The 24,322-nt window shown below is 42.6% G+C and carries 20 protein-coding genes and 1 rRNA gene; 12 read left to right on the top strand and 9 right to left on the bottom strand.

Annotation, left to right across the window (positions count from 1 at the left end; translation table 11 throughout):
* The first annotated feature begins 104 nt into the window (after window positions 1-104).
* From dnaA to FTV25_RS13685, 5 genes are all read left to right on the top strand, one after another.
* Window positions 105-1,487 carry a chromosomal replication initiator protein DnaA gene (dnaA, locus tag FTV25_RS13705; RefSeq protein ID WP_004780349.1) on the top strand — a complete coding sequence of 461 codons (1,383 nt, stop codon included), beginning with the start codon at window positions 105-107 and terminating at the stop codon, window positions 1,485-1,487.
* A 109-nt stretch (window positions 1,488-1,596) separates the two neighbouring features.
* Complete coding sequence (gene dnaN / locus FTV25_RS13700) at window positions 1,597-2,745, top strand: DNA polymerase III subunit beta (RefSeq protein ID WP_159124285.1); 1,149 nt, start codon at window positions 1,597-1,599, stop codon at window positions 2,743-2,745.
* Window positions 2,746-2,770: 25 nt separating this feature from the next.
* On the top strand, window positions 2,771-3,853 hold the full coding sequence (gene recF / locus FTV25_RS13695; RefSeq protein ID WP_180004169.1) for a DNA replication/repair protein RecF: 1,083 nt from the start codon (window positions 2,771-2,773) through the stop codon (window positions 3,851-3,853).
* 54 nt (window positions 3,854-3,907) lie between these two features.
* Entirely contained in the window at window positions 3,908-6,373 is a 2,466-nt protein-coding gene (gyrB, locus tag FTV25_RS13690; protein ID WP_166139278.1) for a DNA topoisomerase (ATP-hydrolyzing) subunit B, read from the top strand.
* A 192-nt stretch (window positions 6,374-6,565) separates the two neighbouring features.
* Entirely contained in the window at window positions 6,566-6,913 is a 348-nt protein-coding gene (locus FTV25_RS13685; protein ID WP_180004171.1) for a hypothetical protein, read from the top strand.
* A 704-nt stretch (window positions 6,914-7,617) separates the two neighbouring features.
* Here FTV25_RS13685 and FTV25_RS13680 read toward each other — a convergent pair.
* Together FTV25_RS13680 and FTV25_RS13675 are read right to left on the bottom strand one after the other, a co-directional pair.
* Entirely contained in the window at window positions 7,618-8,781 is a 1,164-nt protein-coding gene (locus tag FTV25_RS13680) for a zinc-dependent alcohol dehydrogenase (protein WP_159124281.1), read from the bottom strand.
* A gap of 304 nt (window positions 8,782-9,085) precedes the next feature.
* Entirely contained in the window at window positions 9,086-11,029 is a 1,944-nt protein-coding gene (locus FTV25_RS13675; RefSeq protein WP_180004173.1) for an ATP-binding cassette domain-containing protein, read from the bottom strand.
* A gap of 211 nt (window positions 11,030-11,240) precedes the next feature.
* On the opposite strand from FTV25_RS13675, the gene FTV25_RS13670 reads away from it, so the two are divergent.
* The 4 genes from FTV25_RS13670 (at window position 11,241) to erpA (ending at window position 15,170) form a co-directional block, all read left to right on the top strand.
* Window positions 11,241-12,245 (top strand): putative solute-binding protein, encoded by a 1,005-nt coding sequence (locus tag FTV25_RS13670; protein ID WP_180004174.1) that lies wholly within the window; start codon window positions 11,241-11,243, stop codon window positions 12,243-12,245.
* 254 nt (window positions 12,246-12,499) lie between these two features.
* Window positions 12,500-13,510: a putative solute-binding protein gene (locus FTV25_RS13665; RefSeq protein ID WP_004780360.1), complete on the top strand. Its 1,011-nt coding sequence runs from the start codon at window positions 12,500-12,502 to the stop codon at window positions 13,508-13,510.
* A gap of 194 nt (window positions 13,511-13,704) precedes the next feature.
* Entirely contained in the window at window positions 13,705-14,718 is a 1,014-nt protein-coding gene (locus FTV25_RS13660) for a putative solute-binding protein (RefSeq protein ID WP_166139095.1), read from the top strand.
* A gap of 116 nt (window positions 14,719-14,834) precedes the next feature.
* Complete coding sequence (gene erpA / locus FTV25_RS13655; RefSeq protein ID WP_004780362.1) at window positions 14,835-15,170, top strand: iron-sulfur cluster insertion protein ErpA; 336 nt, start codon at window positions 14,835-14,837, stop codon at window positions 15,168-15,170.
* 60 nt (window positions 15,171-15,230) lie between these two features.
* Here erpA and FTV25_RS13650 read toward each other — a convergent pair whose 3' ends face one another.
* The 6 genes from FTV25_RS13650 to FTV25_RS13625 all read right to left on the bottom strand — a co-directional run bounded on the left by FTV25_RS13650 (window position 15,231) and on the right by FTV25_RS13625 (window position 21,140).
* The gene (locus FTV25_RS13650; protein ID WP_162835342.1) at window positions 15,231-15,608 is read right to left on the bottom strand and encodes a hypothetical protein; all 378 of its coding nucleotides are present in this window, start codon (window positions 15,606-15,608) and stop codon (window positions 15,231-15,233) included.
* Between the two features lie 111 nt (window positions 15,609-15,719).
* A complete protein-coding gene (locus FTV25_RS13645; protein ID WP_034171331.1) occupies window positions 15,720-16,625 on the bottom strand; it encodes a matrixin family metalloprotease in 906 nt (301 codons plus the stop codon).
* 120 nt (window positions 16,626-16,745) lie between these two features.
* Window positions 16,746-17,141: a hypothetical protein gene (locus tag FTV25_RS13640; RefSeq protein ID WP_257218537.1), complete on the bottom strand. Its 396-nt coding sequence runs from the start codon at window positions 17,139-17,141 to the stop codon at window positions 16,746-16,748.
* 166 nt (window positions 17,142-17,307) lie between these two features.
* Window positions 17,308-19,248 carry a molecular chaperone DnaK gene (dnaK, locus tag FTV25_RS13635; RefSeq protein ID WP_180004183.1) on the bottom strand — a complete coding sequence of 647 codons (1,941 nt, stop codon included), beginning with the start codon at window positions 19,246-19,248 and terminating at the stop codon, window positions 17,308-17,310.
* A 118-nt stretch (window positions 19,249-19,366) separates the two neighbouring features.
* A complete protein-coding gene (gene grpE, locus FTV25_RS13630) occupies window positions 19,367-19,915 on the bottom strand; it encodes a nucleotide exchange factor GrpE (RefSeq protein ID WP_180004189.1) in 549 nt (182 codons plus the stop codon).
* 724 nt (window positions 19,916-20,639) lie between these two features.
* Entirely contained in the window at window positions 20,640-21,140 is a 501-nt protein-coding gene (locus FTV25_RS13625) for a hypothetical protein (RefSeq protein WP_159124276.1), read from the bottom strand.
* A 213-nt stretch (window positions 21,141-21,353) separates the two neighbouring features.
* On the opposite strand from FTV25_RS13625, the gene FTV25_RS13620 reads away from it, so the two are divergent.
* Complete coding sequence (locus FTV25_RS13620) at window positions 21,354-22,424, top strand: alpha/beta hydrolase (protein WP_180004185.1); 1,071 nt, start codon at window positions 21,354-21,356, stop codon at window positions 22,422-22,424.
* A gap of 45 nt (window positions 22,425-22,469) precedes the next feature.
* Here FTV25_RS13620 and FTV25_RS13615 read toward each other — a convergent pair whose 3' ends face one another.
* Window positions 22,470-23,141: an acetoacetate decarboxylase family protein gene (locus FTV25_RS13615; RefSeq protein WP_166138648.1), complete on the bottom strand. Its 672-nt coding sequence runs from the start codon at window positions 23,139-23,141 to the stop codon at window positions 22,470-22,472.
* Between the two features lie 103 nt (window positions 23,142-23,244).
* Between FTV25_RS13615 and FTV25_RS13610 the strand changes: the two genes are divergently transcribed.
* Together FTV25_RS13610 and FTV25_RS15990 are read left to right on the top strand one after the other, a co-directional pair.
* Window positions 23,245-23,817, top strand: coding sequence for a peptidylprolyl isomerase (locus FTV25_RS13610; RefSeq protein WP_104426782.1), 573 nt, complete (start codon window positions 23,245-23,247; stop codon window positions 23,815-23,817).
* Window positions 23,818-24,252: 435 nt separating this feature from the next.
* Window positions 24,253-24,322 (top strand): 16S ribosomal RNA (locus tag FTV25_RS15990); the annotation flags it as partial.

The raw sequence follows: 24,322 nt of genomic DNA, 5'->3' as shown, positions 1-24,322 counted from the left end.
TGTGGAAATTGCCATGACAGATGTGGATAACTTGGTTAGAATGGCGACCCGCTTTGGTCGCGGTCAGCCTTTTTGATTAACAATGGAATGAATAGGGGATTCACATGCTTTGGACAGACTGCTTAAATCGCTTGCGACAAGAGCTCTCTGGAAATGTCTTTACAATGTGGATTCGCCCGTTGGTTGCGGAAGAGCTGGACGATACCCTGCGTCTTTATGCACCTAATCCGTATTGGACGCGCTACATTCAAGAGCATCATCTGGAACTGATTTCAATTTTGGCCGAACAGCTGTCTGAAGGTCGCGTACGTAAAGTTGAAATTCTGGTGGATTCGCGTCCAGGTGCAATTTTATCTGCCAGTGAACAGCCAGCGACGACAACAGCGGCTTTGGAATCTGCGCCTGTGGTTGCGCCAGCGCCGCGTCCTAAGAAAGAAAAAGAAGATTCAGGCAAAAATAGCCGTAAACGTCAGCTGAACCCTTTATTTACCTTCTCGTTATTTGTTGAAGGCCGTTCTAACCAGATGGCGGCTGAAACCTGCCGTAAGGTGTTAACCCAACTTGGGGCTTCACAGCATAACCCGCTATTTTTATATGGTCCGACTGGTCTGGGTAAAACCCACTTGATGCAGGCCGTTGGAAATGCATTATTACAGGCAAAACCCAATGCCCGCGTGATGTATATGACTGCAGAAAGCTTTGTGCAGGATTTTGTCAGTTCCCTACAACAGGGCAAGGTTGAAGAGTTTAAGAAAAACTGCCGTTCACTGGATCTTTTGCTAGTCGATGATATTCATTTGCTCGCAGGTAAAGAAGCCAGTCTGGTTGAGTTTTTCTATACCTTTAACGCGTTGCTGGATGAATCGAAGCAAATTATCCTGACCTCGGATCGTTACCCTAAAGAATTGACAGAACTGGATCCACGTCTGGTTTCACGTTTTTCCTGGGGACTTTCTGTGGGTGTGGAACCACCCGATATTGAAACTCGCATTGAAATCTTGCTGAAAAAAGCCGAGAACACCGGTGTAGATTTACCACGTAACTGTGCGCTATTTATCGCCCAACAAGTAGTGGCGAACGTACGTGAACTTGAAGGTGCGCTAAATAAAGTGGTAGCGATCTCGCGTTTTAAAGGAACGCCGATTGATCTGGATGTGGTACGTGAGTCTTTGAAAGATGTCCTCGCAATTCGTGCCCGTACCATCAGTACTGAAAATATCCAGCGTGTAGTGAGTGAGTATTTTCGCATTCCGCTTAAAGAGCTGGTAGGTCCAAAACGTACCCGTATTTATGCCCGTCCACGTCAGCTTGCAATGGGTCTGGCACGTGAACTGACTGGAGACAGTTTCCCGGAAATTGGTATGGCTTTTGGTGGTCGAGATCACAGTACAGTCATGCATGCCTGCGAAAAAGTGCAAAGCTTGCGTGAAGAAGATCCGATCTTCAATGAGGACTATAAAAACCTGCAACGCCTGTTGCAGAGTTGACCTAAAACGCTCAAATTCTGTTCTTGCTATGCGGCCTGTTTTGCCGCATAGTTAACTGCTAAAAATTCAACTTTTATCTTATTAATCTTCAGCTTTAGAGGAATGTACCGTGCGTTTAAAAATCGCGAAAGAAAGCTTACTGAATGTTCTCTCACATGTCGTAGGAGCGGTTGAACGTCGCCATACCTTAAATATTCTTTCAAACCTGAAAATCCAGGTGACTGCTGAAGCTTTGACCGTCACTGGTTCGGATCTGGAAGTGGAACTGGTTGCCAGCACACAATTGGCTGAAGGTGCATGTCTGCAAGCCGGTGAAACCACTGTTCCAGCACGTAAGCTGATTGATATCTGTAAATCTTTGCCATCGGCAGCCCTGATCGACCTGCAAATTACTGATGACCAGCGTTGTATCTTGAAATCTGGAAATAGTCGTTTTGTGCTCGGTACTTTGCCTGCGGATGACTATCCATTACTGAATACTGAAAATACTCAAGGCACGCAAGTGACTGTGACTCAGCGCGAATTAAAGCGTCTGTTTGAAAAAACGGCTTTCGCAATGGCAGTGCAGGATGTGCGTTTCTACCTGACCGGTACTTTACTTGAAATTGACGCCAATCAGCTTCGTGCGGTAACGACAGATGGTCACCGCTTGGCACTGTGTGAAACAGCAGCACAATCGACAGCAACTCAACCGATTCAAGCCATTGTTCCACGTAAGGCAGTCGCTGAATTGCAACGTTTATTAAGCGTTGAAGATGAGCAGCTTTCTCTGCTGATTGGTCGTGAATTATTGAATGTGACCATTCGCATGGCCAGCCGTGATAAAGAACAGACCGATATCACAGTTCGTTTCACTACGAAACTGATTGACGGTAAATTCCCGGACTACCGCCGTGTGATTCCACGTGGTGGCGACAAGAATGTGATTATTGCGCATGACGTGTTTAAGCAATCTTTACAACGCGTGGCTATTTTGAGTAATGAAAAACTACGTGGCGTATTCCTGAACTTTAATGCCGGTTCATTACAACTTCGTGCCAATAACCCGGAACAGGATGAGGCGATTGAAGATCTGGCCATCCAGTATGCAGATGCACCACTGGAAATGTCATTCAATGCGCAATACCTGATTGAAGTGCTAGGGGTACTGGACGGTGAAGATGTATCGATGACCATGACTGAAGCGAATCAGTCTGTGCTGGTTCAGGATCCATCTCATACCGATCAGACTTATGTCGTGATGCCAATGCGTGTCTAAGCGACAGCTGAGCTAAGCCAACGCTATGCATATTACGCGTCTTCATATTGAACGTGTACGAAATTTAAAAACGGTTGCACTCCAGGGATTGCAACCGTTTAATGTTTTTTATGGCCAGAATGGTTCAGGCAAGACTTCAGTACTGGAAGCTATTCATTTACTGGCCACAGGACGTTCCTTTCGTACCCATATCCCGAAAAATTACATTCAGCATGGCGCCTCGGATGCGATTGTGTTCGCCCAATCGGAAACTGAAAAAGTCGGCATGCAAAAAATGGCCAGCGGGGAACAGCTGATTAAGGTCAATGGCGATGCGATTGCGACTCAAGGCCAGCTTGCTAAAATGTTGCCCTTACAACTGCTTGATCCACAAAGTACCGATATTATCGATCATGGCGCCAAACCACGTCGTCAGTTATTGGACTGGTTAATGTTCCACGTGGAACCAGAGTTTTATCATGCCTGGCAATATTATTCACGAGCCTTAAAACAGCGGAACAGCCTGCTTAAATCCAAACGTTTTCTAAGTTTGTCTGATCTGGAACCGTGGAACCGGATGCTGAGTGAGTATGGCGAGATTTTGCACTCCCAGCGTGTCGGCATCGTGGAACAGTGGAAGCCATTTTTTGAGGATGATCTCAAGCATCTACTGCCTGATCTGGAGATTTCTCTGGAATACAGCCCTGGCTTTCACAGCGAAAACGGCCTGCTGAATGACCTGACTAATCATCATGATAAAGATGTGGAACGACGCTATACCGAATATGGTCCACATCGCGCAGATTTGCGTATCAAGACCCCTTTGGGGGATGCTGATGTGATCCTGTCCCGTGGACAAAAAAAGCTTTTAATGATGGCACTTAAACTGTCGCAAATCGCAATGCTGCATTCTTGTAATAAGGAAACTGTGGTATTATTAGATGATGTGACAGCAGAATTAGATTTAACCGCACAACAACGTTTAATTGAGCGATTGAGCCAGCTTGGTAGTCAAGTTTTTATTACCACTTTAGACCATGAATCAGTACAAAAGCACCTACATGATCTGTCTATCTCATATCAGTTATTCAATGTTGAAAACGGTACAGTTCAAGTTGTTGTGCAATAGTTTTTAAATTTTTACCTATCTTTGGATAAACCTATATTTCACTAGGGAGAAACCATGAGTTCAGAAGATCAAGCTGCTTCTCAAACAGAACAAACCACTGAAAAAGCTTATGATTCCTCTAGCATCAAGGTATTACGTGGTTTAGACGCAGTACGTAAGCGTCCAGGCATGTACATTGGTGATACAGACGATGGTACCGGCTTACACCACATGGTCTTCGAGGTCGTAGATAACTCGATTGATGAGGCGCTGGCAGGTCACTGTGATGAAATTTTAGTGACTATTCATGAAGATGAATCAGTTTCAGTATCAGACAATGGCCGTGGTATTCCGACCGACATTCACCCTGAAGAAGGCGTGTCTGCTGCAGAAGTGATTCTAACCATTCTGCATGCTGGCGGTAAGTTTGATGATAACAGCTATAAAGTTTCTGGCGGTCTGCACGGTGTAGGTGTATCCGTAGTAAATGCGTTGTCAGAAAAACTGGAATTAACTATTCATCGTGCCGGTAAAATCCATGAACAGGAATACCGTCATGGTGACCCACAATTCCCGTTAAAAGTAGTAGGTGAGACCGATAAGACCGGTACTCGCGTGCGTTTCTGGCCAAGTGCTGAAACCTTTAGCCAGACCATTTTTAATGTCGATATTCTGGCACGTCGTTTACGTGAACTGTCCTTCCTGAATGCAGGTGTACGAATCGTATTACGTGACGAACGTATCAATGCCGAATACATTTTTGACTATGAAGGCGGTTTGGCTGAGTTTGTTAAGTACATTAACCAAGGTAAAACCCACCTGAATGACATTTTCCATTTCACCACTCAGGCGGAAAATGGCATTGGTGTAGAAGTTGCACTGCAATGGAATGATTCTTATCAGGAAAATGTACGCTGCTTTACCAACAACATCCCGCAAAAGGATGGTGGTACTCACTTAGCCGGTTTCCGTGCAGCACTGACCCGTGGTTTAAATAACTACATGGACAGTGAAAATATCCTGAAAAAAGAAAAAGTTGTGGTTTCAGGTGATGATGCGCGTGAAGGTCTGACTGCCATTGTGTCAGTAAAAGTGCCTGATCCGAAATTCTCTTCACAAACCAAAGAAAAACTGGTATCGAGTGAAGTGAAATCTGCCGTTGAGCAGGCCATGAACAAGGCATTCTCTGAATATCTGTTAGAGAATCCACAGGCGGCTAAATCAATTGCAGGCAAGATCATTGACGCAGCGCGTGCCCGTGATGCGGCGCGTAAAGCCCGTGAAATGACCCGTCGTAAGAGCGCGCTGGATATCGCCGGTCTTCCAGGTAAACTGGCGGATTGTCAAGAGAAAGATCCAGCTTTATCTGAACTGTACCTGGTCGAAGGTGACTCTGCGGGCGGTTCTGCAAAACAGGGCCGTAACCGTAAGATGCAGGCAATTCTGCCGCTAAAAGGTAAGATCCTGAACGTGGAACGTGCCCGTTTTGACCGTATGATTTCTTCTGCAGAAGTGGGTACGCTGATTACGGCACTCGGCTGTGGTATTGGTCGTGAAGAATATAACCCGGACAAGCTGCGTTATCACAAAATCATCATCATGACCGATGCTGACGTGGATGGTTCACACATTCGTACATTGCTGCTTACTTTCTTCTTCCGTCAAATGCCGGAACTAGTGGAACGCGGTCATATCTATATTGCACAGCCGCCGCTGTACAAGCTGAAAAAAGGCAAACAGGAACAGTACATCAAGGACAATGATGCACTGGAAACTTACCTGATTTCTAATGCGATTGATGAGCTGGAACTGCATATCAGTGCTGATGCCCCTGCGATTCGTGGGGAAGCTCTAGCCAATGTGATTACCGATTATCAAACTTCACAAAAGAGTCTGGCACGTTTAACTGTACGTTATCCTGCAAGCTTGCTGGATGCGTTGATTTCACTCGAAGCATTCAAGCTGGATCAGCTGGAAGATAAAGCGTATGTGGAAACCTGGGGTGAAGACCTGCGTGCAGCGATTGAAAAAATCCAGCCAAGTTTACGTCCTGAATTGAGTCTGGAACGTTTTGAAAAAGATGTTGATGGCCAGATCGTAGAAAGCTGGTTACCACGGATTACAATTTATGTGCATAACCTGCCGCATCATTACCTGCTAGATGCTAGCCTGCTCAGCTCAAGTGAATATGCACGTTTACTGAAAAATTCGAAAAGCTGGTTCACGCTGCTTGAAGAGGGTGCTTATTTACAGAAAGGTGAGCGCAAGATTCAGGTCAGCAGTTTCCATCAGGTTTGGCAGCACATTCTGCAAGACTCTCGCCGCGGCATGATGATCCAGCGTTATAAAGGTCTGGGTGAGATGAACGCGGACCAGTTGTGGGAAACTACGATGGATCCGGAAAACCGTAACATGCTACAAGTGACGGTGCAGGATGCAATTGAAGCAGACCGCATGTTCTCTTGTTTGATGGGGGATGATGTGGAACCGCGTCGTGCCTTCATTGAAGAAAATGCCTTGAATGCTGATATTGATACCTGATCCATTGGAATAAATCGAAACGAAAAAGCGCCTTTTAAGGCGCTTTTTTTACGTAAATTTTCTATTAATGCCGGATGAACTGTTTAGAATAATTTTAATCTAAGCAGTTTTTAGACCAATGATCCGCTGATATTAGGTTTCAAAAAAGCCTGGTTCAGTAGAATCAAGTCTTATTTATAAATAGGTTTATCCATGGATAGCCAGCTTGAAGAAATACGTGAGATCTGGGCAAATGCATTCTACAGTGGCGACTATGATGTGCTGCGCCACTATGAACATCAGGACTTTCAGGTGGTTTTTGAACAGGAAGGTCGCGTAGAAAGTAGTTATCTGCGTTATGACCGGATTGCTCATGCGGTACAAAATGGCGTATGGAAACCGTTGAAGCCAGATATAGAATATGAAGAATACGAGTACAATGAAGATCAGACCGAATGCCGGATCTTGATTGGACTGGAAAATAATAAACAGCGTCTTCAGGAGATCTGGAAGCTAGAGGATGAATGGAAAATTCTAGAACTTAGATTTTTGAAATCCTAAAGTTCCAATGATTTATTAAGTTACTTCGAAATTTTCTAAAAATATTTGAATAGTGTTGTTTTAAGTCTTGATTAAACCCTGATAAATCGTGTGGATAACTGCAAAGTTATCCATATTTTTTTATGTGAATAAGATAGTATTTATCCACAAGTTATATTGTCTTTCTTATCTCTTAATTTTTTAAATTTAAATTTAAATCTAATTTCTCTATCTTGTGGATAAGTGTTTTTAAATTTAAAATGGGTTTTTGAATTTAAAAGACTAGTTGGAGCCATATCTTCTATGTTCTTTAACGGCAACCAGTTCAGGTGAGTTTTTATCTGTTTTTAATGGTAAATTATATAAATAACTTAAAAATTAATGATTTATATTGATATTGTAGATTTAATTAACAATCAGCGTGGAACATATTTTAATTATAAAAATCTTCACTGTAGTGAAACTACACAATTAATTTAATAATCAAGTGAACTTTCAATTTTTTATTACTGAATCATAGGCTTATAGATTTTTCTAACTTTTACTTCTATAGCTTAGTTTCTTTAAGCTGGATCATCACGTGACCTAGTGCCAGTTCATTTGATAAACAGGCAATAGATCTGAGCTTTTAGAAACTGAAAATAGAAAAAAATACGGTTTATAAAATGGTGATCAAAAATAAAAAAAGCGCCTAACGGCGCTTTCTATTTTTTTAACGATTGTATTTATGGGGTCAGAATAATCTTGCGGCAGTCTTCTTCACGTTTATCGAAAATACGATAGCCTTCAGCAGCTTCTTCCAGTTTCATGCGATGGGTGATAATCACTTCTGGAGACAGCTGGCCATTTTCTACATATTCAAGTAATTGTGGCAGGAATTTATGTACATGCGTTTGACCCATTTTAAAGGTCAGTCCTTTATCGAAGGCATCACCAAACAGGAAGCCATGAATTGGACCAGCATATACACCTGGCACACTCACCACACCACCACGGCGTACTGCGGCGATACATTGACGTAGGGCAAAGCCGCTCGAACCTTCAATTTTTAGATTTGTCATCACAGTTTCAAGCAGACTGCCTTTGGCCTCGAAACCAATCGCATCAATGACAGCATCAACACCACGATGACCGGCAGTATTCTGAATAATATATTCAGCTGCATCGACTTCATCAAAATTCACTGGAATTGCACCATAAGTTTGATGGGCGAAACGCAGGCGGTAAGGGTGGTGATCGACCATAAAGATTTGTTCGGCACCCAGCATACGTGCGCAGGCAGCCGACAGTAAACCAACTGGACCAGCACCATAAATCGCAACACTGGAGCCGCGAGTGACCTGGGCATTGGTTACAGCCTGCCATGCAGTAGGCAAGATATCGGTCAGGAACAGGACTTTTTCATCCGGTAATGATCCCGGTACTTTAAATGGGCCTACATTACCTTTAGGTACACGGACATATTCAGCCTGTCCGCCTGGTACACCGCCATACAAATGACTATAACCAAATAGAGCGGCACCTGGTGGAATCTGTTTTTTATTGATAATTGCACCACGGCCAGTATTGGTATTTTCACAGGCAGCCATCAGTTCATGTTCACAGAAAAAACAGTGACCACATGCAATCACGAAAGGAATAATTACCCGGTCGCCTTTTTTGACTTCTGTGACTTCAGGGCCGACTTCTTCTACAATTCCCATAAATTCATGGCCGAAAATATCGCCATCTTCAGTGGCCGGGATTTTACCCCGGTATAGATGCAGATCTGAGCCACAGATGGCAGTCGCTGTCACCCTTAAAATGACGTCATCTGGTTCCTGAATCACTGGATCTGGAACGGATTCAACTCGTACATCCCGAGCACCATGATAGGTAAGAGCACGCATGCGGATTTCCTCTCTCTAGTTCAACATTAAACAGACTCGTATCAAGGCTGCCAAAAATAAAAAACACTTTTATTAGAGCCTTATGGGCCAAGAAATCGCTGTAAATTAATGTATGAAATAAGACATCCGAGTGTTTAAAAAATAAACTTATATAGGATTTGCGTAATTCACTACAAAATATGTCAAAAAACGGTTTCGATAAAAAAATCAGGGAAAAGATGGAGAGAGCAATATATAAAAAGTATAAAAAAGAGATTAGCTCCAGTTGCAGCTAATCTCTAAGATTTGAATCAAGGTTTAAAACTTAACCTTCCTGAAAAGATTGCTCCAAACTTTCTAGCTCCATCATCAGTTCTAGCATTTGCTCTTCGGCAGTTTCCAGTTTCTGTTTCAGCTCAGTTTGCTCGTTCATAAGTTTCAGCAAGTCATCTTTACGTGCAGCTTCATATAAAGCGCTATCTGCCAGCAATTCTTCAATTTCTGCCAGACGCGGTTGTAACTTGTCAATTTGCGCTTCGCATTTTTCGATATTCTTGCGAATCGGACGAGTCTGCTCACGACGCTGAGCGGCCAGTTTGCGCTGTGCTTCCTTATCTACTTTGGCTACCACCACAGGTTTAGCTTCTGTTTCTACTACCTGTGCTTTGGTTAAGGCATTCTGTGCATTGATCTGCTGTTGACGCGCTTCACGTAACCATTTGGCATAGTCCTGCAAATCACCCTCAAATTCGGTACAACGTCCGGCATGTACTAACAGCAATTCATCACATACTGTCGCAATCAATTGACGTTCATGCGAAACGAGTACCACCGCACCTTCAAAATCCTGCAAAGCCATAGTCAGGGCATGGCGCATATCCAGGTCCAGATGGTTAGTCGGTTCATCAAGAATCAGTACATTTGGACGCTGCCAAACAATTAAAGCCAAAGCTAAACGGGCACGTTCACCCCCAGAGAAACTCTCACATGGGGTATCCATGCGCTCACCGCTAAAACCGAAACTGCCGAGGAAAGAACGTAAAGAAGCTTCACTGATTTTTGGATCGGCGATGCGCGCCAGTTGTAGCATTGGGCTGGCATTAGCGTCCAAAGCATCCATCTGGTGCTGGGCAAAATAACCAATATTGAGTAATTCTGAGGCTTTACGTTGACCATTTAATAAAGGCAAATCTCCGACTAAGGTTTTGATCAGGGTTGATTTACCCGCACCATTCATTCCCAGTAAACCAATGCGAGAATTTGGGGTGATTTGCAGGTTAATTTTGCTGGCAATCGATTTATCGCCATAACCAATTTCCGCCTGTTCCAAGGCCAGAAGTGGTGAACTCATTTTGGTCGGTTCACGGAAACTGAAGGTAAAAGGCGTATCTACATGAGCAGGGGCGAGATCCTGCATACGCTCCAGCATTTTGATCCGGCTTTGGGCCTGACGTGCTTTAGTTGCTTTGGCTTTGAAACGGTCAATAAATTTTTGTAAATGTGCTCGGGCTTCCTGCTGTTTCTCAAAGGCCTGTTGCTGTTGCGCCAGACGCTCGCTACGGGTCACTTCAAAAGTTGAATAATTACCGGTATAGAGGGTGAGTTCCTGATTTTCGATATGCAGAATATGATCCGTCACGGCATCCAGAAAATCACGGTCATGCGAAATTAGCACTAAAGTGCCTTCATACGCCTTTAACCAGTCTTCGAGCCACAAAATCGCATCCAGATCCAAGTGGTTGGTCGGTTCATCGAGTAATAGCAGGTCTGAACGGCTCATCAGGGTACGGGCCAGATTCAGACGCATCCGCCAACCGCCTGAAAAGCTGGAAACATCCAGGCGAATCTGATGATCCATAAAGCCCAGACCGGCCATCAACTGAGCTGCTTTAGATGGAGCAGAATAGCCATGAATCTCGTCGAAACGGCCATGTAACTGTGCCAGTTCAGCATCGGATAGTTGTTCCGGATGTGCCAGTTTGGCCTGTATATCCCAATACTCTTCATCGCCTGACAGAACAAAATCAATGGCCGGCATATCTAGCGCTTTAATTTCCTGAGCCATATGCGCCACAGTCCAAACGGATGGACGGGTTAGCGAGCCCTCATCTGCACTGAGCTCACCTAAAAGAGCCGCAAACAGGGTGGATTTTCCTGCACCATTCACGCCGGTTAAACCAATTTTCCAGCCGGGATGAAGCTGCATGGAGGCTTTTTGAAATAACACTCGCCCACCACGGCGTAACGAAACTTGGTCTAACTGAATCATTGAACTTACTAACAAGGGCAAAAGAGAATGCCGCTATTCTAATGGAAAGCCGGGAGAAAACAAAAAATCTTCGTTGCAGTTTATCCTGTTCAGGCTTTAAAAATTTATAGATTCATATATGATGAACTATGTTTTGAGTAAATACTCTATTTTGTTTAAAAACCGAAAGATAGAGCCATCAAGGCTCATAATAATATTGAGTAGAATAAAAATGAAAAAAGGATTTTTAATTTTATCTGCACTGGGCCTATGGGCTTCGAGTGCACATGCTGCCCCAGTCAATGTCTGTGTATTTGATTTACTGGGAAAATCGGGTGAATCCTTCAAACTGCTGGAAGAATGGGCATTAGCCAGCAAGCAGTGGGGGGCTACGGTTCAATTGATTGCTTATCAGGATGAAGCCAAAGTCGATCAGGATGCCAAAGCCGGAAAATGCGATGGCTTCTATATGACCTCCATGCGCGCGCGAGCTTATAACAAATTTGCAGGCTCCATTGATGCCATTGGCGGCGTTCCTAATAATGACATTGCCATGAAAGCGGTGAGTTATGTGCTGGATAAGCGTAATACCAAGCGCATGACCACTCAGATTGGCAAGGAAAAATTTGAAGTGGCCGGTATTGGCCAGATTGGTCCTGCTTATATCTTTGTCCGTGATCGTAATATGAACAAGCTAGAACATATTAAGGGCAAGAAGTTTGCTGTGCTGCATTATGACTATGCCCAAACCATTATGGTGAACCGGGTAGAAGCCGTACCGGTGAATTCGGAAATTTCCAATTTCATCCGTAAATTTAATCAGGGTGAAGTAGATATTGTGGCAGCGCCCGCTTATGCCTTTAAACCTCTCGAAGTGACTAAAGGACTGGGGCAGAAAGGAGCCATGATTAACTTTCCGGTGGTCAATGTCACAGCAGATCTGATTATTCGACCGGATAAATTTCCGGAACAGTTTGCAGCCAATTCCCGACAATGGTTTGTTAAGCAGTTACCCCGTAGCTTCGCGATGGTGAAACGAATGGAAGCAGAAATCCCGCGTAAATATATACTGAACCTGAGTCGTGAGGAACAGGTCAGTTATCAAAAAATTCTGCGTGAAGGACGCATGGATTTAACCAAACAGGGCATCTATGACGCTGGCATGATGACAGTATTAAAACGGGCACGTTGTACTGTAGAAAGAACTAATTTCGAATGCTCAATCAGTGGTGAATAGTTTTAAAATCATGTATATCTTTGTAACTACAGCGAATGAAATGTAATTCAAAGTAGCTAAGCTAAAATATTAAGATGCTGATATATTTATAAAAAAATAAGATAAAAGAAATCAAGAAAAACTGATTTATCTTTATAGGCCAAAAAGCCGCTTTTATCTGGAGTAAATGCTCTATTTTTTTGAAATAAATTTGCTTAATATTTGACGCGTGTACGGACACTCAGCTAACAACAAGATTTCAAAGGATAACTAAAATGAAAAAAACACTCTTATCATTGGCTGCATTTTCTGCATTTGGTTTTGCAGGTGTGGCACATGCAGAAAAGGTCGATATCTGTGTGTTTGACCTACTTGGTAAATCTGGCGAGTCTTTCCAGATGGCTCAGGAATGGGCACTGGCAGCAAAAGGCTGGGGCGCAGATATTAATCTGATCGCTCGTCAGGATGAAGCCGTCGCTGACAATGACTTTAAGGCTGGCAAATGTGATGGCGTATTCATGACCGCCATGCGTGCCCGTCAATATAACAAGTTTGCCGGTTCAATCGATGCCTTAGGTGGTGCTCCAAGTAATGCCATTGCACAGCGTGCGATTAGCTTCGCTTTGGATAAGCGTAATGCCGCTAAAATGGTTACGACCATGGGCGGTAAAAAATATGAGGTGGCCGGGATTGCGCCATTAGGTTCAGCTTTTATCTTTGTACGTGACAAAAACATTAACTCCATTGAAAAAGCGGCAGGCAAGAAGTTTGCTGTTCTTGGCTATGATGATGCGCAAAAAATCATGGTTCAACGTGTAGGTGCTCAGGCCGTAGTGTCTGATGTATCCAACTTCGTGGCCAAGTTTAATAATGGCCAAGTCGATATGGTGGGCGCACCGGCGTATGCGTACAAGCCACTCGAAATCTATAAAGGTTTGGGCAATAGTGGTGCGATGTTTAACTTCCCGGTACTGCATGTTACCTCTGACTTTGTGATTCGTCCGGAAAAATTCCCGGCTGGTTTTGGTCAGAAGTCTCGTGACTGGTTCATTAAAAACCTGCCTAAGAGCATGGCGATGATTAATCGTCTGGAAGCTGGTATTCCAGCGAAATATAAGCTTAATCTGAGCGCGGAAGACAAAACCAAGTACCAGAAGTTATTACGTGAAGGACGTATGGATATGACCAAGCGTGGAATCTATGATGCCAGCATGATGTCGGTATTGAAACGTGCACGTTGCTCTGTCGATAAGGCCAACTTTGAATGTTCACTTTCTGGCGAATAATTTGATTTTTAAGGAAAAAAGCTTAGATTTATCTAAGCTTTTTTTATATTAAACAAAGTCAGATCTGCCATTGCAGATCACAGCAAAGCAGTTAAGCTGATTAAAAATAATGTTTTCATGTTTAGTATAAAAAACAATAACATGTAGCACTTAAAGCAGATAACAAAAACAAGGCAATCAAGGAAAGCAAAATGATGCAGAGAGGATGGAAAGCCCTGGCTGTAGGTGCAGCACTCACGGCAGTTTCAGGTCTGACGCAGGCTAAACAGGTGGTATGTGTATTCGATCTGGTCGGCAAAAATGGTGACGTCTATGCCGTAATGAAAGACTATCAGTTGGCTGCAAAAAACTGGGGTGCTGATATCGAGCTTAGGGTAAATACCAATGAAGCTGTCGTCGCAGAAGATTTTAAAGCCGGTAAATGTGACGGGATCAGTGTTACCGGTATGCGTGGCCGTCAGTTTAACCGTTTTACCGGTTCACTCGATGCGATCGGCGCAATTCCTGATCTGAACCTGGCGGTAAAAGTTATGCAAGGCCTGGCGAGTCCGACCTTTGCCAAGCTCATGGTTCAAGGCAAGTATGAAGTCGCAGGGGTAATTCCGGTAGGCGATGCCTTCCTGATGGTCAATGACCGGAGTATTAATACTGTTGCAAAAGCAGCAGGTAAAAAAATTGCTGTACTTGACTATGACGAAGCACAAAAAATCATGGTTCAACAAGTGGGTGCACAGGCAGTCAGCGCCGATGTGACCAACTTTGGCTCTAAATTTAACAATGGTCAGGTCGATATTATTGGCGCGCCGGCTGCTGTATTTAAACCGCTAGAACTGCATAAAGGTTTGGGTAGCAAGGGTGCTATTGTGAATTATCCGGTATTGCAGGTCACCGGTAATATTATTATTCGTCCAGATAAATTCCCGGCAGGATATGGACAAAAATCACGTGAATGGGTGAAAAGCCAGTTACCACGTGCTTTTGGAATTTTGGGTAAAATGAAGGCAGATATTCCATCTAAATACTGGATGGATATTCCTGAAGCAGATAAGCCGGGTTACCAAAAGCTGATGCGTGATTCGCGGATTGATCTGACCAAACGGGGTATTTATGATAAACGCATGATGAAGTTACTCTGGCAATTCCGCTGCAAGCAAAATCCGAAAAACTTCGAATGTGCATTACAGGATGAGAACTATAAACAATCCTGATAAAATTACTCTGATTTGACTTTTAATCTGTACAGACTGACCATATATTGAGTGTGTTATACTTGAAATATGGTCTTTTCTTTTTAAAGACATTCCATTCAACAGAGGAATCCGCCATGAATGCTCAAGCGCTTGTGCTCACCGACAATGCCGCAAATAAAGTACGCCAGTTGCGTGACAGTGAAGGTAACCAAGACTTAATGCTCCGTGTGTATGTCACCGGTGGCGGTTGTTCAGGTTTCTCTTATGGCTTTAACTTTGCGGAAAGCCAAAATGAAGATGATGCAGAATTCGTCAATGGCGATGTCAAAATGCTGGTCGATTCTCTGAGCTATCAATATCTGGTCGGTTCAGTGGTTGACTATGTTGAAGGTCTGGAAGGTTCACGTTTTGTGGTACAAAACCCGAATGCGACCACGACCTGTGGTTGTGGATCTTCATTCTCGATCTAATACCTATCAAGTTGAATAAAAAAGTCCTCATATGAGGACTTTTTTATATCTGAAGAAAGCTTAGCTTTCCAGTTTGACCGCTTCAAGCAGGTCAAAAATCACTGTAGTGACATCCTGACTCAGTTCGCGGTTATTAAATATCTCGTAGGCTGTAATGGTAATGTCCGTATCACTCGGCAACAGACGCTGTTCTTCCTCAATCAAGTCATTGATCGGTAACAAAGTCTGTTTCACTTGCAGATGCAAAATATCCTTAAATTCAAGATTTTCATCATCCAGCTCGATCAGCTGTTCATTGAAATAAGGCAGCAAAATTGAATGAAGATAAGGTTGAATATCCTCGATATCAAAGATCTCGATATCACGGGTTTCATCAATCGTACTAATGTGGTCATTTACTTCAATTAAAATATGGTAGTAACTCACATGAATCTCCAAGAAAGTTGGCCTAAGACGTCCTACTGTTCTTCACAATAACATGAAATGAAACCAAGTTGTATTTTTACTAGCCTAAACACATAAATAATATAGGGAATTAAAACCTGAATGTTATCGGGTATACAATAGGGTCTTGTCTGCCGGACGTAGTTTGAAATCTTGCAGATTCTGTTCACCCAATACAGGATACATTAAGGCTTCCGGATCATTATGATGATAGAGACCCAAGGCATGGCCCAGCTCATGTGCCAAAGTTAAACGTAAATCATCTTTGGCATCAAACTGGTAAATCTGGATCTTATCTCCCATAAAAATACCCTTATGAAACTGGCGTGGGGGAAAACGCTGCTGGGCCTGCTGGATATTTCGCTGATGACTTTGCACACTGTTTTGATGAACAGAAACTTGCTGATTAAATGAAGATAGCTGTTCCTGAAGATAGGCATATTCGCGCTTAAAACTTTCCAGTTTAGGCTTGAGCATTTCCATCTCATACTGAAGCTGTTCACGCTCGGCAGATGAGCTGGCTTGTTGACGGCGTTGCAATAAGGTTTGAAATTCAAACTCAAGCTGACTTTTTTGCTGGATCAGTCGTTGCTGCTGATCTTCCAGATTTTTCTGTGAAACTTGCAGATTGCTGACTTCACGCTGATATCTGGCTTCATCGGCAAGTAACTTTTTTTCAACCTTTTTAAAGGCTTCATAGTCCTGTTGGCGTTGATCATAAATCAGTTGAATGGCCAGCTGAGCATTCTCATCATAGACCATCAGATCATCGCGATTGGTTCCTTCATGCCAGATCTGAATCGCTTCCTGACTTAATTGAATGACCTCATCACGGGTCAAGCCAAAACCGGGATCGACTTGGTCAATCCGGAAACGTAGGCGCGTATCAAAAGGATGGGTCAAACGGTCAGCCAGGGAATTAAATTTTAATTGTGGATGGGTCTTGGTTTGTAGATACAAAAACAATGACACAATGAAAACGACAATCCCCAGAAAGCTTAAAAGACGCATAGTGTTTTTTTAAATATTGTTTGGCTCAATGTAGCTAAAAAACCAGCAAAATCCTAGCGTCAGAGCGATAAAAAGTGGCAATAAAAAACCGTGCTTATGCATGGTTCTGTTCAGGTCAGATTATGATTTTTTACCTTTCCACTGTTCAACCTGTCTTGGCATATTGGAATGATAGATAAAACCAAGGCCTATACCATTCAATAAGAAGATCATAAATTCAATTAAATATTTCAGGTTATAGGAATGTCTGGTTTGGTGATTAAAGGCATACAGCGTGATTTCAGATTTAAAGATCTGGAAAATAATATAGCTCAGCAATCCAATAGCTAGAATGATAAAACCTTTTCCGGAAGGGTAACGCTGAGGTACAGCCAGGATCAGTAATACAATGATAGCAATCAGGAAACCCAAGGAAAAAGAAGCTTCAATTCCGAAGGTTTGCAGGTAATTAAAAGGCGCGAGTACCACATTCGGCGGTAAGATCAGAAGCAGATTGCCCATCGGGTAGAGCAGCATGATCGCAAGCCCGGAAGCCAGAAGAAAAAGCTTAACAAAATTCTGCATACGTTTTTATTTTTAAGTTATTTATTTCATTATAGTTTAATTAAAAAAGATTCTATTGCCTATGTATTGAACAAAAAAAAGACCGCATAAAATGCGGTCTTTTTCTCAAAGTGACAAATTATTTTTTGTCATCTTTTACTTCAGTGAATTCAGCATCAACTACGCCGTCATCTGCTTTTTGGGCTTGGCCTTCGCCGCCTTGGAATGCATTAGGATCGAAACCTTGTGCACCGCCTTGGCCTTGAGCTGCTTCATAAGCACGTTGAGTGATCGGCATAATAATGTTTTGCAATGCTTCAATTTTCGCTTTGATTGCTTCGACATCATTTTCTTTCGTAGACGCTTCTAACTCAGAAACCGCAGTTTCGATTGCAGTTTTTTCGTCAGCAGTCACTTGTTCGCCAAGATCTTTTACTGCTTTTTGAGCAGAAGAAACTAGTGCATCCGCTTCGTTACGTGCTTTTGCAAGCTCTTCGAACTTACGGTCTTCTTCAGCATTTGCTTCAGCATCTTTGATCATTGCTTCGATTTCAGCATCAGACAAACCTGAGTTTGCTTTGATCTGGATAGATTGCTCTTTACCAGTGCTCTTATCTTTCGCAGATACTTTCAAGATACCATCCGCGTTGATGTCGAACGATACTTCAATTTGTGGCACACCACGTGGAGCAGGTGGGATGTCGCCTAACTGGAAGTTACCCAACAATTTGTTTTGTTGAGCCATTTTACGTTCACCTTGGTAAACTGAAATGTCTACAGCAGGCTGGTTGTCCGCAGCAGTTGAGAACACTTGAGATTTCTTCGCAGGAATCGTCGTGTTTTTCTCAATGATTGGAGTCAACACGCCACCCATGGTTTCAATACCAAGAGTTAGTGGAGTTACGTCAAGAAGAAGTACGTCAGTTTTGTCACCAGACAATACCGCACCTTGGATCGCAGCACCCATTGCGACTGCTTCGTCCGGGTTCACGTCTTTACGTGGCTCGCGACCGAAGAATTCTTGTACTTTTTGTTGTACAAGTGGCATACGAGACTGACCACCTACCAAAATTACGTCAGAGATGTCAGAAGTTGAAAGACCTGCATCTTTCAGCGCAATCTTACAAGGCTCGATGGTACGAGCTACAAGATCAGCAACTAAACCTTCAAGTTTTGCACGAGTTACATTGATCACTAAGTGTTTAGGACCAGTCGCATCTGCAGTGATGTATGGAAGGTTGATTTCAGTTGCGTTAGAAGAAGAAAGCTCGATTTTTGCTTTTTCAGCTGCTTCTTTCAGACGTTGTAACGCAAGTGGATCGTTTTTCAAGTTCACGTTTTGTTCTTTCTTGAACTCTTCAACCAAGTAGTCGATCAATGCGTTATCGAAGTCTTCCCCACCAAGGAAGGTATCACCATTAGTTGATAACACTTCGATTTGCTGGTCGCCATCAAGGTCAGCAATTTCAATGATTGAAACGTCGAATGTACCACCACCCAAGTCGTATACCGCAACTTTACGGTCGCCTTCTTTCTTGTCCATACCGAACGCAAGTGCCGCAGCAGTTGGTTCGTTGATGATACGTTTAACTTCTAGGCCTGCAATTTTACCTGCATCCTTAGTTGCTTGACGTTGTGCATCATTGAAGTAAGCAGGAACAGTAATCACCGCTTCAGTGACTGTTTCACCCAGGTAGTCTTCTGCAGTTTTCTTCATTTTTTTCAGAACTTCTGCAGAGATCTGTTGTGGAGCAAGTTTCTTGTCGTTTACTTCAACCCAAGCATCGCCATTGTCAGCTTTCAGGATTTTGTAAGGAACCAGACCGATATCTTTTTGTACTGCCTGGTCTTCATAACGACGACCGATCAGACGTTTGATCGCGAATAATGTGTTTTTAGGGTTGGTTACCGCTTGGCGTTTAGCTGATTGACCAACAAGGATCTCACCATCTTTGTACGCAATAATAGATGGAGTTGTACGTGCGCCTTCAGCGTTTTCGATAACTTTAACTTTGTCGCCTTCAAGTACTGCAACACATGAGTTTGTAGTACCTAAGTCAATACCAATGATTTTAGCCATTTGGATGTTTCCTCAAAAATTTTTTTGTGATTTACACTTGTTATCCGATATGAGAGCCGTTCAATTTTTTTCAAGTAAATTTTTAGAAAAAATTTCACAAACTCCCGATTTATTTAGCTTAAGCGCCAACCATGACCATTGCAGGACGTAATAAACGACCATTGAGGGCATAGCCTTTTTGCAAGACTGTACCGATTTCATTAGATTTGGCATTTGGATCAATACCGACTGCCTGATGCAATTCAGCATTAAAACCATTTGCGGTATCAACTGCGACTACACCAAATTTCTCTAGTGTATTGAGCAACGCTTTCAGGGTCAGTTCTACGCCTTCACGTAACGGGCCCTGTTCTTCCCCTGCAGCAACAATCGCGCGCTCCAGGTTATCCACTGTATCTAGCAGCTCTTTAGAGAACTTTTCCAGCACAGTGTCTTTATGCTTTTCTGATTCACGCTGAATACGTTCTACACTTTTTTGTGCTTCGTAAACTGCATTGGCAGTGCGTGCTTTTTCTAACTTTAAGTCACCTTCAAGTTGTGCAATCTGCTCTTGTAAAGATTCAACGGTAACTTCTACTTGCTCAGGTTCAGCTTGAGTTTGCTCTACCTCTTGTGTCGCTTGCTCTTGCTCAAGATCTTGAACTTGTTCGTTCTGCTCAGTTGCCATTGATTTACTCCGTTTAAATGGGTTTTTAAACATGTACAGTCCTTGGGCGTCAGAGTTAACTGCGTTAATACTGAACTGCCATGATTGAAATTTTTAATTATTTAAAGAAATCGGGGCAGGGGTAAAAAATTCAAGCACAAGTACAGATTAATTTTAGGATTTATTTAGATTTAATGACTTTCATAAATGTAGCATCGTATTTTTAGATAGAAATAATAATTTTTATCTGTTTTAAATATTTTTAAGACCGGTGCATCATAGCGTCATTAACAGCGACCTTGTTCTGAGGAGAGAGCTGAACCAGGTTGCTGTTGCCTTATTTTTTAAGCTGTTTTTTCCAGTCGGATCCCTCACACATGGTCCGGCTTTTTTTTGTCCAGATTATTTTTTAGACATAAAAGCGATTAATAACTAAGCAATAAAGTATTACACAAAAAATGAGCAACGCTATATTATTCATTTCAGATTCTATCGCTGTAGTTTCTTCTCTTTTTTAGAAATGTGTTTTCGTGGCTTATCTTTTCTCTAGATAAGCCTTTTTTTTGCCTGAAATTTGCTACGGTTTTCGACTTATAAAATGGGATCATCTTCATCAAGGCTGTGTTGAGTAAAAACATTTCTTCTATTCAAAGAAAATAACTGGAATGAGATCAAAACCATAAAACCGAGTCCATAAAAAAAGCCCTGATCTAAATCAGGGCCTCTTTTTTTATTTATATTCTGCCTAATCACGACGATTACGTGGTCGCTGCTGTTCCTGTTTACGTCGCTGATCATTCCAGCGTGGATTATTGGAGCGGTTTTGCTGAACCCGTTTACGCTGCTGTTCTGCCACTTTTTTACGTTGTTCCAGCTGCTGGCGACGTTTACGTTCGGCCTGAGCCTGTTTCTGACGCTGGTTACTCAGATTCTTGCGTTGCTGTTCCAGACGTTGTCGTTCCAGTTGAGTTTTACGACGATCCAGTTCTATTTGCCGACGACGTTCCTGTTCCCAGTTACGCTGCTGAATATTTTTGCGCCGTTCCAGTTCCAGCCTCTTACGTTGCTGTTCATATTCCCAGCGTTGCCGGTCATAGCGGCGGTCTTGATCATAACGATAGTCATAACCTCGATCGCGACGGTCATAACGTCCGTCATAATAACCATCATCAGGAAAAGCCACACAGCCTACGGCTAAAGCTAAAAATGCAGTGGCTAAGGATACCGTTATTATTTTTATCGCCATAAGCTATCTCCTTGTATACAGACTTCTACATCAAAGTCGCAAAAGTGCTGTAAAAATCTCACTTAAACTATCAATGACATCTGATTAAATTCAGGTTAGCGTATTTGGCAGATGATCTATGTACATTGATATTAAGACTTATATAAGAATATGGTCACTAAAACCCTAATCATGTAGAAAAAATGAAGAATTATGGGAAAAGGATGAAAACTCATGGGTGCGAATAATCCGGTCACAAAATTTGTAATGGATAAGGGGCAGGGCACTGCAGCACGCTTGCTGGATTGCCTGCCGAGCTTTGCACAAGAACGTCTGGTAAAAGCATTGGATTATCCTTATGACTATCCTGATTTGGATCCTTATATAAAATGCTTGATGGCGATTCAGATCAAACAGGGACAGCACGGTTTTATTAGTGAAGATGCGGTGCGATCACGTCAACTGTTTGATGAACGCATGAAAGCTATTCAGGCGAAACCGACGCCGGTCAAGGCAGTCGAGGATCTGCGTCTGCCATTGCAAAATGGCACTATCTTTGCCCGACATTATCATCCGGCACCACAGAAAAAATTGCCGATGGTCATTTTCTATCATGGTGGTGCATTTATAGTGGGTGGTTTGGATACACATGATGAGTTTTGCCGTTTATTGGCGGTGCATGCCAAGGTGCAGGTACTCAGCGTGGCTTATCCGCTAACGCCAGAATACAGTCCTTTGCAGATGGTACAGGTTTGTGAAGATACTCTGGCTTGGGTACACCAAAACATCAAGCAGCTGAAAATCTATAAAAACCAGATTGTAGTGGCCGGGGATAGTGCGGGTGGAAATCTGGCGGCAGTAGTTGCGCAGCGGAGTGCCGATAAAATCTATGCACCTCGTGCACAGTTATTGCTTTACCCGGCTGTCGATTTTAAAAGCCGCCATCCTTCTTTTTATGCCTATAATCAGGGCCTGGTACTTTCAGCTCAGGATATTGATCTGGTGACCAAGCTATATGCTGAAACACATCAAGTCGAACTGGACGATCCGCTGATTTCACCGACCTATGGTGAACTGAAGGATCTGCCACCTGCCTATGTGATTACTGCCCGTCATGATGTGTTGCATGATGAGGGTTCAATCTATGCACTGAAGTTACGTGAGAATGGGGTGCGAGTGTACTATCAGGAATATACGGATCAGGCACACGGTTTTATCAATCTGACCCCAATTCATAAACGCTCAAAAAAACAGGTCATCGAACTCAGCAAGAACTTCCGTAAATTCCTGGATAAAAAAATCTGATTCAGAAATAGATGTAATTAAGGTGTTTCACGTGAAACACCTTTTTTATTTTTTATGGATCTTGGCTTCTGGAAAGACTAGATTAAATTTAGGCACATAGAAGCTTTGTAAATATTTAGCCTTAGAAAAATCCGGGAATATATCCTGAGCATCTTGCCACTCTGCCTGAATAAGCTTGGATAAATAACCCCGAAATTGAGGGCTAAACTGATAATGTTGGGATTTCCAGGTTTGCCGGATTTTTAGCATGGAGCTTGGAAGATGATGACTATTTAAATAGAAAGAACGAGGAGATTTAGGTTTTTTAAGACGAAGCGTCATGCTTTGCTCACGATAAGTAATGCGGCAAATCGTTTCCTGTCCCTGTTCTTGCCAGTCAAACTCTGCATATTCTTTAGGAATACCCCACAAGTGCTGACCATGCACAATAGATTCATGAGTAGAGACATAAATTTTCGGAATAGTCGAAAGACGCCGTCTGCTAATTAAAGGATGATCCATAATGAGCAATTCATCATAAGGACCCACAGGAGAATGATGATAGCGCACTAATAGAACCTGAACGACACGGCCGAGTGGAGATGGCGCAATCCGAAAACTTTGAAATTCACGAATGAAATGAGGGGTAATCCAGTAATTTAGAATAAAACCCTCCCCCTGCAAATGCCAGGGCGGAAATTGATGGACGCTTTTCTCCTGTAGTAATGCATGGCTCATTATTATTCTCTTGTCTTTAGTCGGCAGGTCACTGCATTATTAGTCATGAAAGATTAATATGTTGTGAATCTCAACCTTTCTTTATCAGTAGATGAGTTAAAAAATGTTAAAAAAATCATTATCTGCTATCGCGTTGATCGCATTTAGCTTGCCAAGTTTTGCTGCCAATACCCTGATCGAGATGAAGACCTCATCCGGTAATATCGAAATTGAACTCTTTAATGACAAAGCACCGATTACGGTGAAAAACTTTGAAGAATATGTCAAAAGCAACTTCTATACAGGAACCATTTTCCATCGGGTCATTCCTGGTTTCATGATTCAGGGCGGAGGCTTTGATCTCAACATGCAGGAAAAAGCCAATAATAAAGCTTCAATCAAGAATGAATCAGATAATGGTTTGCAAAACAAACGTGGCACTTTGGCCATGGCACGTACCAACGACCCTAATTCGGCGAAAGCGCAGTTCTTTATTAACTTGGTAGATAACAGTTTTCTGGATCGTTCACCAAGAAATGCTGGATATGCAGTATTTGGGCGGGTCACAAAAGGTATGGAAGTAGTCGATAAGATCGCTCAAGTACCTACTCAGAACTATGGCATGCATCAGGATGTTCCGAAAACAGCTGTGAAAATCAACAGTGTGACCATTAAAGCACCAAGCGTGAAAAAGTAAGTGAAAAATAAAACATAAATGTTTTGTTTATATTTTCTTTGGAATATTATGAACTTATGTAACAATTGGTAGGAAAATGAACTAATTTGGTGCATAAAAATGAAACAGTCATGATTGGTGTGCGTTAAAAGCACTTGCTTGTGTAGGAAATTGCCCTATAATGAGCTCATACCGACGAGATAGACGGAAATGAACGAAACGCGAAGCGTTGAGTTGTTGAGTTTATCGAAGTCCAGCTTCTGGCATTGACGAGATGTTAGAAAGATCATTAAGAGATTATGAAGAACAACTTGTGTGGATTTTTACTGGTTGATTGATCGAAATTATTTTCATTGATTGAATGGTAGAAATTACTCGAAGTTTATTTGAGAAATATTTGTCAGAAAATTGATGAGCCAAGTTTAAGAACTTTACTTATAAAGTTCGAAATGATTTTAACTGAAGAGTTTGATCATGGCTCAGATTGAACGCTGGCGGCAGGCTTAACACATGCAAGTCGAGCGGG

The organism is Acinetobacter sp. YH12249, assembly GCF_013417475.1.
In the GTDB taxonomy this organism is placed as follows: Bacteria; Pseudomonadota; Gammaproteobacteria; order Pseudomonadales; family Moraxellaceae; genus Acinetobacter.
This window is presented reverse-complemented; position numbering and strand designations above follow the sequence as displayed.

Excerpts from the sequence above, each read along its gene's own strand:
- FTV25_RS13620 (WP_180004185.1), top strand. The coding sequence starts at position 21,354 with ATGGGTGCGAATAATCCGGTCACAAAATTTGTAATGGATAAGGGGCAG.
- FTV25_RS13665 (WP_004780360.1), top strand. The coding sequence starts at position 12,500 with ATGAAAAAAACACTCTTATCATTGGCTGCATTTTCTGCATTTGGTTTT.
- erpA (WP_004780362.1), top strand. The coding sequence starts at position 14,835 with ATGAATGCTCAAGCGCTTGTGCTCACCGACAATGCCGCAAATAAAGTA.
- FTV25_RS13640 (WP_257218537.1), bottom strand. The coding sequence starts at position 17,141 with ATGCTGCTCTACCCGATGGGCAATCTGCTTCTGATCTTACCGCCGAAT.
- FTV25_RS13615 (WP_166138648.1), bottom strand. The coding sequence starts at position 23,141 with ATGAGCCATGCATTACTACAGGAGAAAAGCGTCCATCAATTTCCGCCC.
- FTV25_RS13660 (WP_166139095.1), top strand. The coding sequence starts at position 13,705 with ATGCAGAGAGGATGGAAAGCCCTGGCTGTAGGTGCAGCACTCACGGCA.
- FTV25_RS13680 (WP_159124281.1), bottom strand. The coding sequence starts at position 8,781 with ATGCGTGCTCTTACCTATCATGGTGCTCGGGATGTACGAGTTGAATCC.
- gyrB (WP_166139278.1), top strand. The coding sequence starts at position 3,908 with ATGAGTTCAGAAGATCAAGCTGCTTCTCAAACAGAACAAACCACTGAA.
- grpE (WP_180004189.1), bottom strand. The coding sequence starts at position 19,915 with ATGGCAACTGAGCAGAACGAACAAGTTCAAGATCTTGAGCAAGAGCAA.
- FTV25_RS13645 (WP_034171331.1), bottom strand. The coding sequence starts at position 16,625 with ATGCGTCTTTTAAGCTTTCTGGGGATTGTCGTTTTCATTGTGTCATTG.
- recF (WP_180004169.1), top strand. The coding sequence starts at position 2,771 with ATGCATATTACGCGTCTTCATATTGAACGTGTACGAAATTTAAAAACG.
- FTV25_RS13625 (WP_159124276.1), bottom strand. The coding sequence starts at position 21,140 with ATGGCGATAAAAATAATAACGGTATCCTTAGCCACTGCATTTTTAGCT.
- dnaK (WP_180004183.1), bottom strand. The coding sequence starts at position 19,248 with ATGGCTAAAATCATTGGTATTGACTTAGGTACTACAAACTCATGTGTT.
- FTV25_RS13670 (WP_180004174.1), top strand. The coding sequence starts at position 11,241 with ATGAAAAAAGGATTTTTAATTTTATCTGCACTGGGCCTATGGGCTTCG.
- FTV25_RS13610 (WP_104426782.1), top strand. The coding sequence starts at position 23,245 with ATGTTAAAAAAATCATTATCTGCTATCGCGTTGATCGCATTTAGCTTG.
- dnaA (WP_004780349.1), top strand. The coding sequence starts at position 105 with ATGCTTTGGACAGACTGCTTAAATCGCTTGCGACAAGAGCTCTCTGGA.
- FTV25_RS13685 (WP_180004171.1), top strand. The coding sequence starts at position 6,566 with ATGGATAGCCAGCTTGAAGAAATACGTGAGATCTGGGCAAATGCATTC.
- FTV25_RS13675 (WP_180004173.1), bottom strand. The coding sequence starts at position 11,029 with ATGATTCAGTTAGACCAAGTTTCGTTACGCCGTGGTGGGCGAGTGTTA.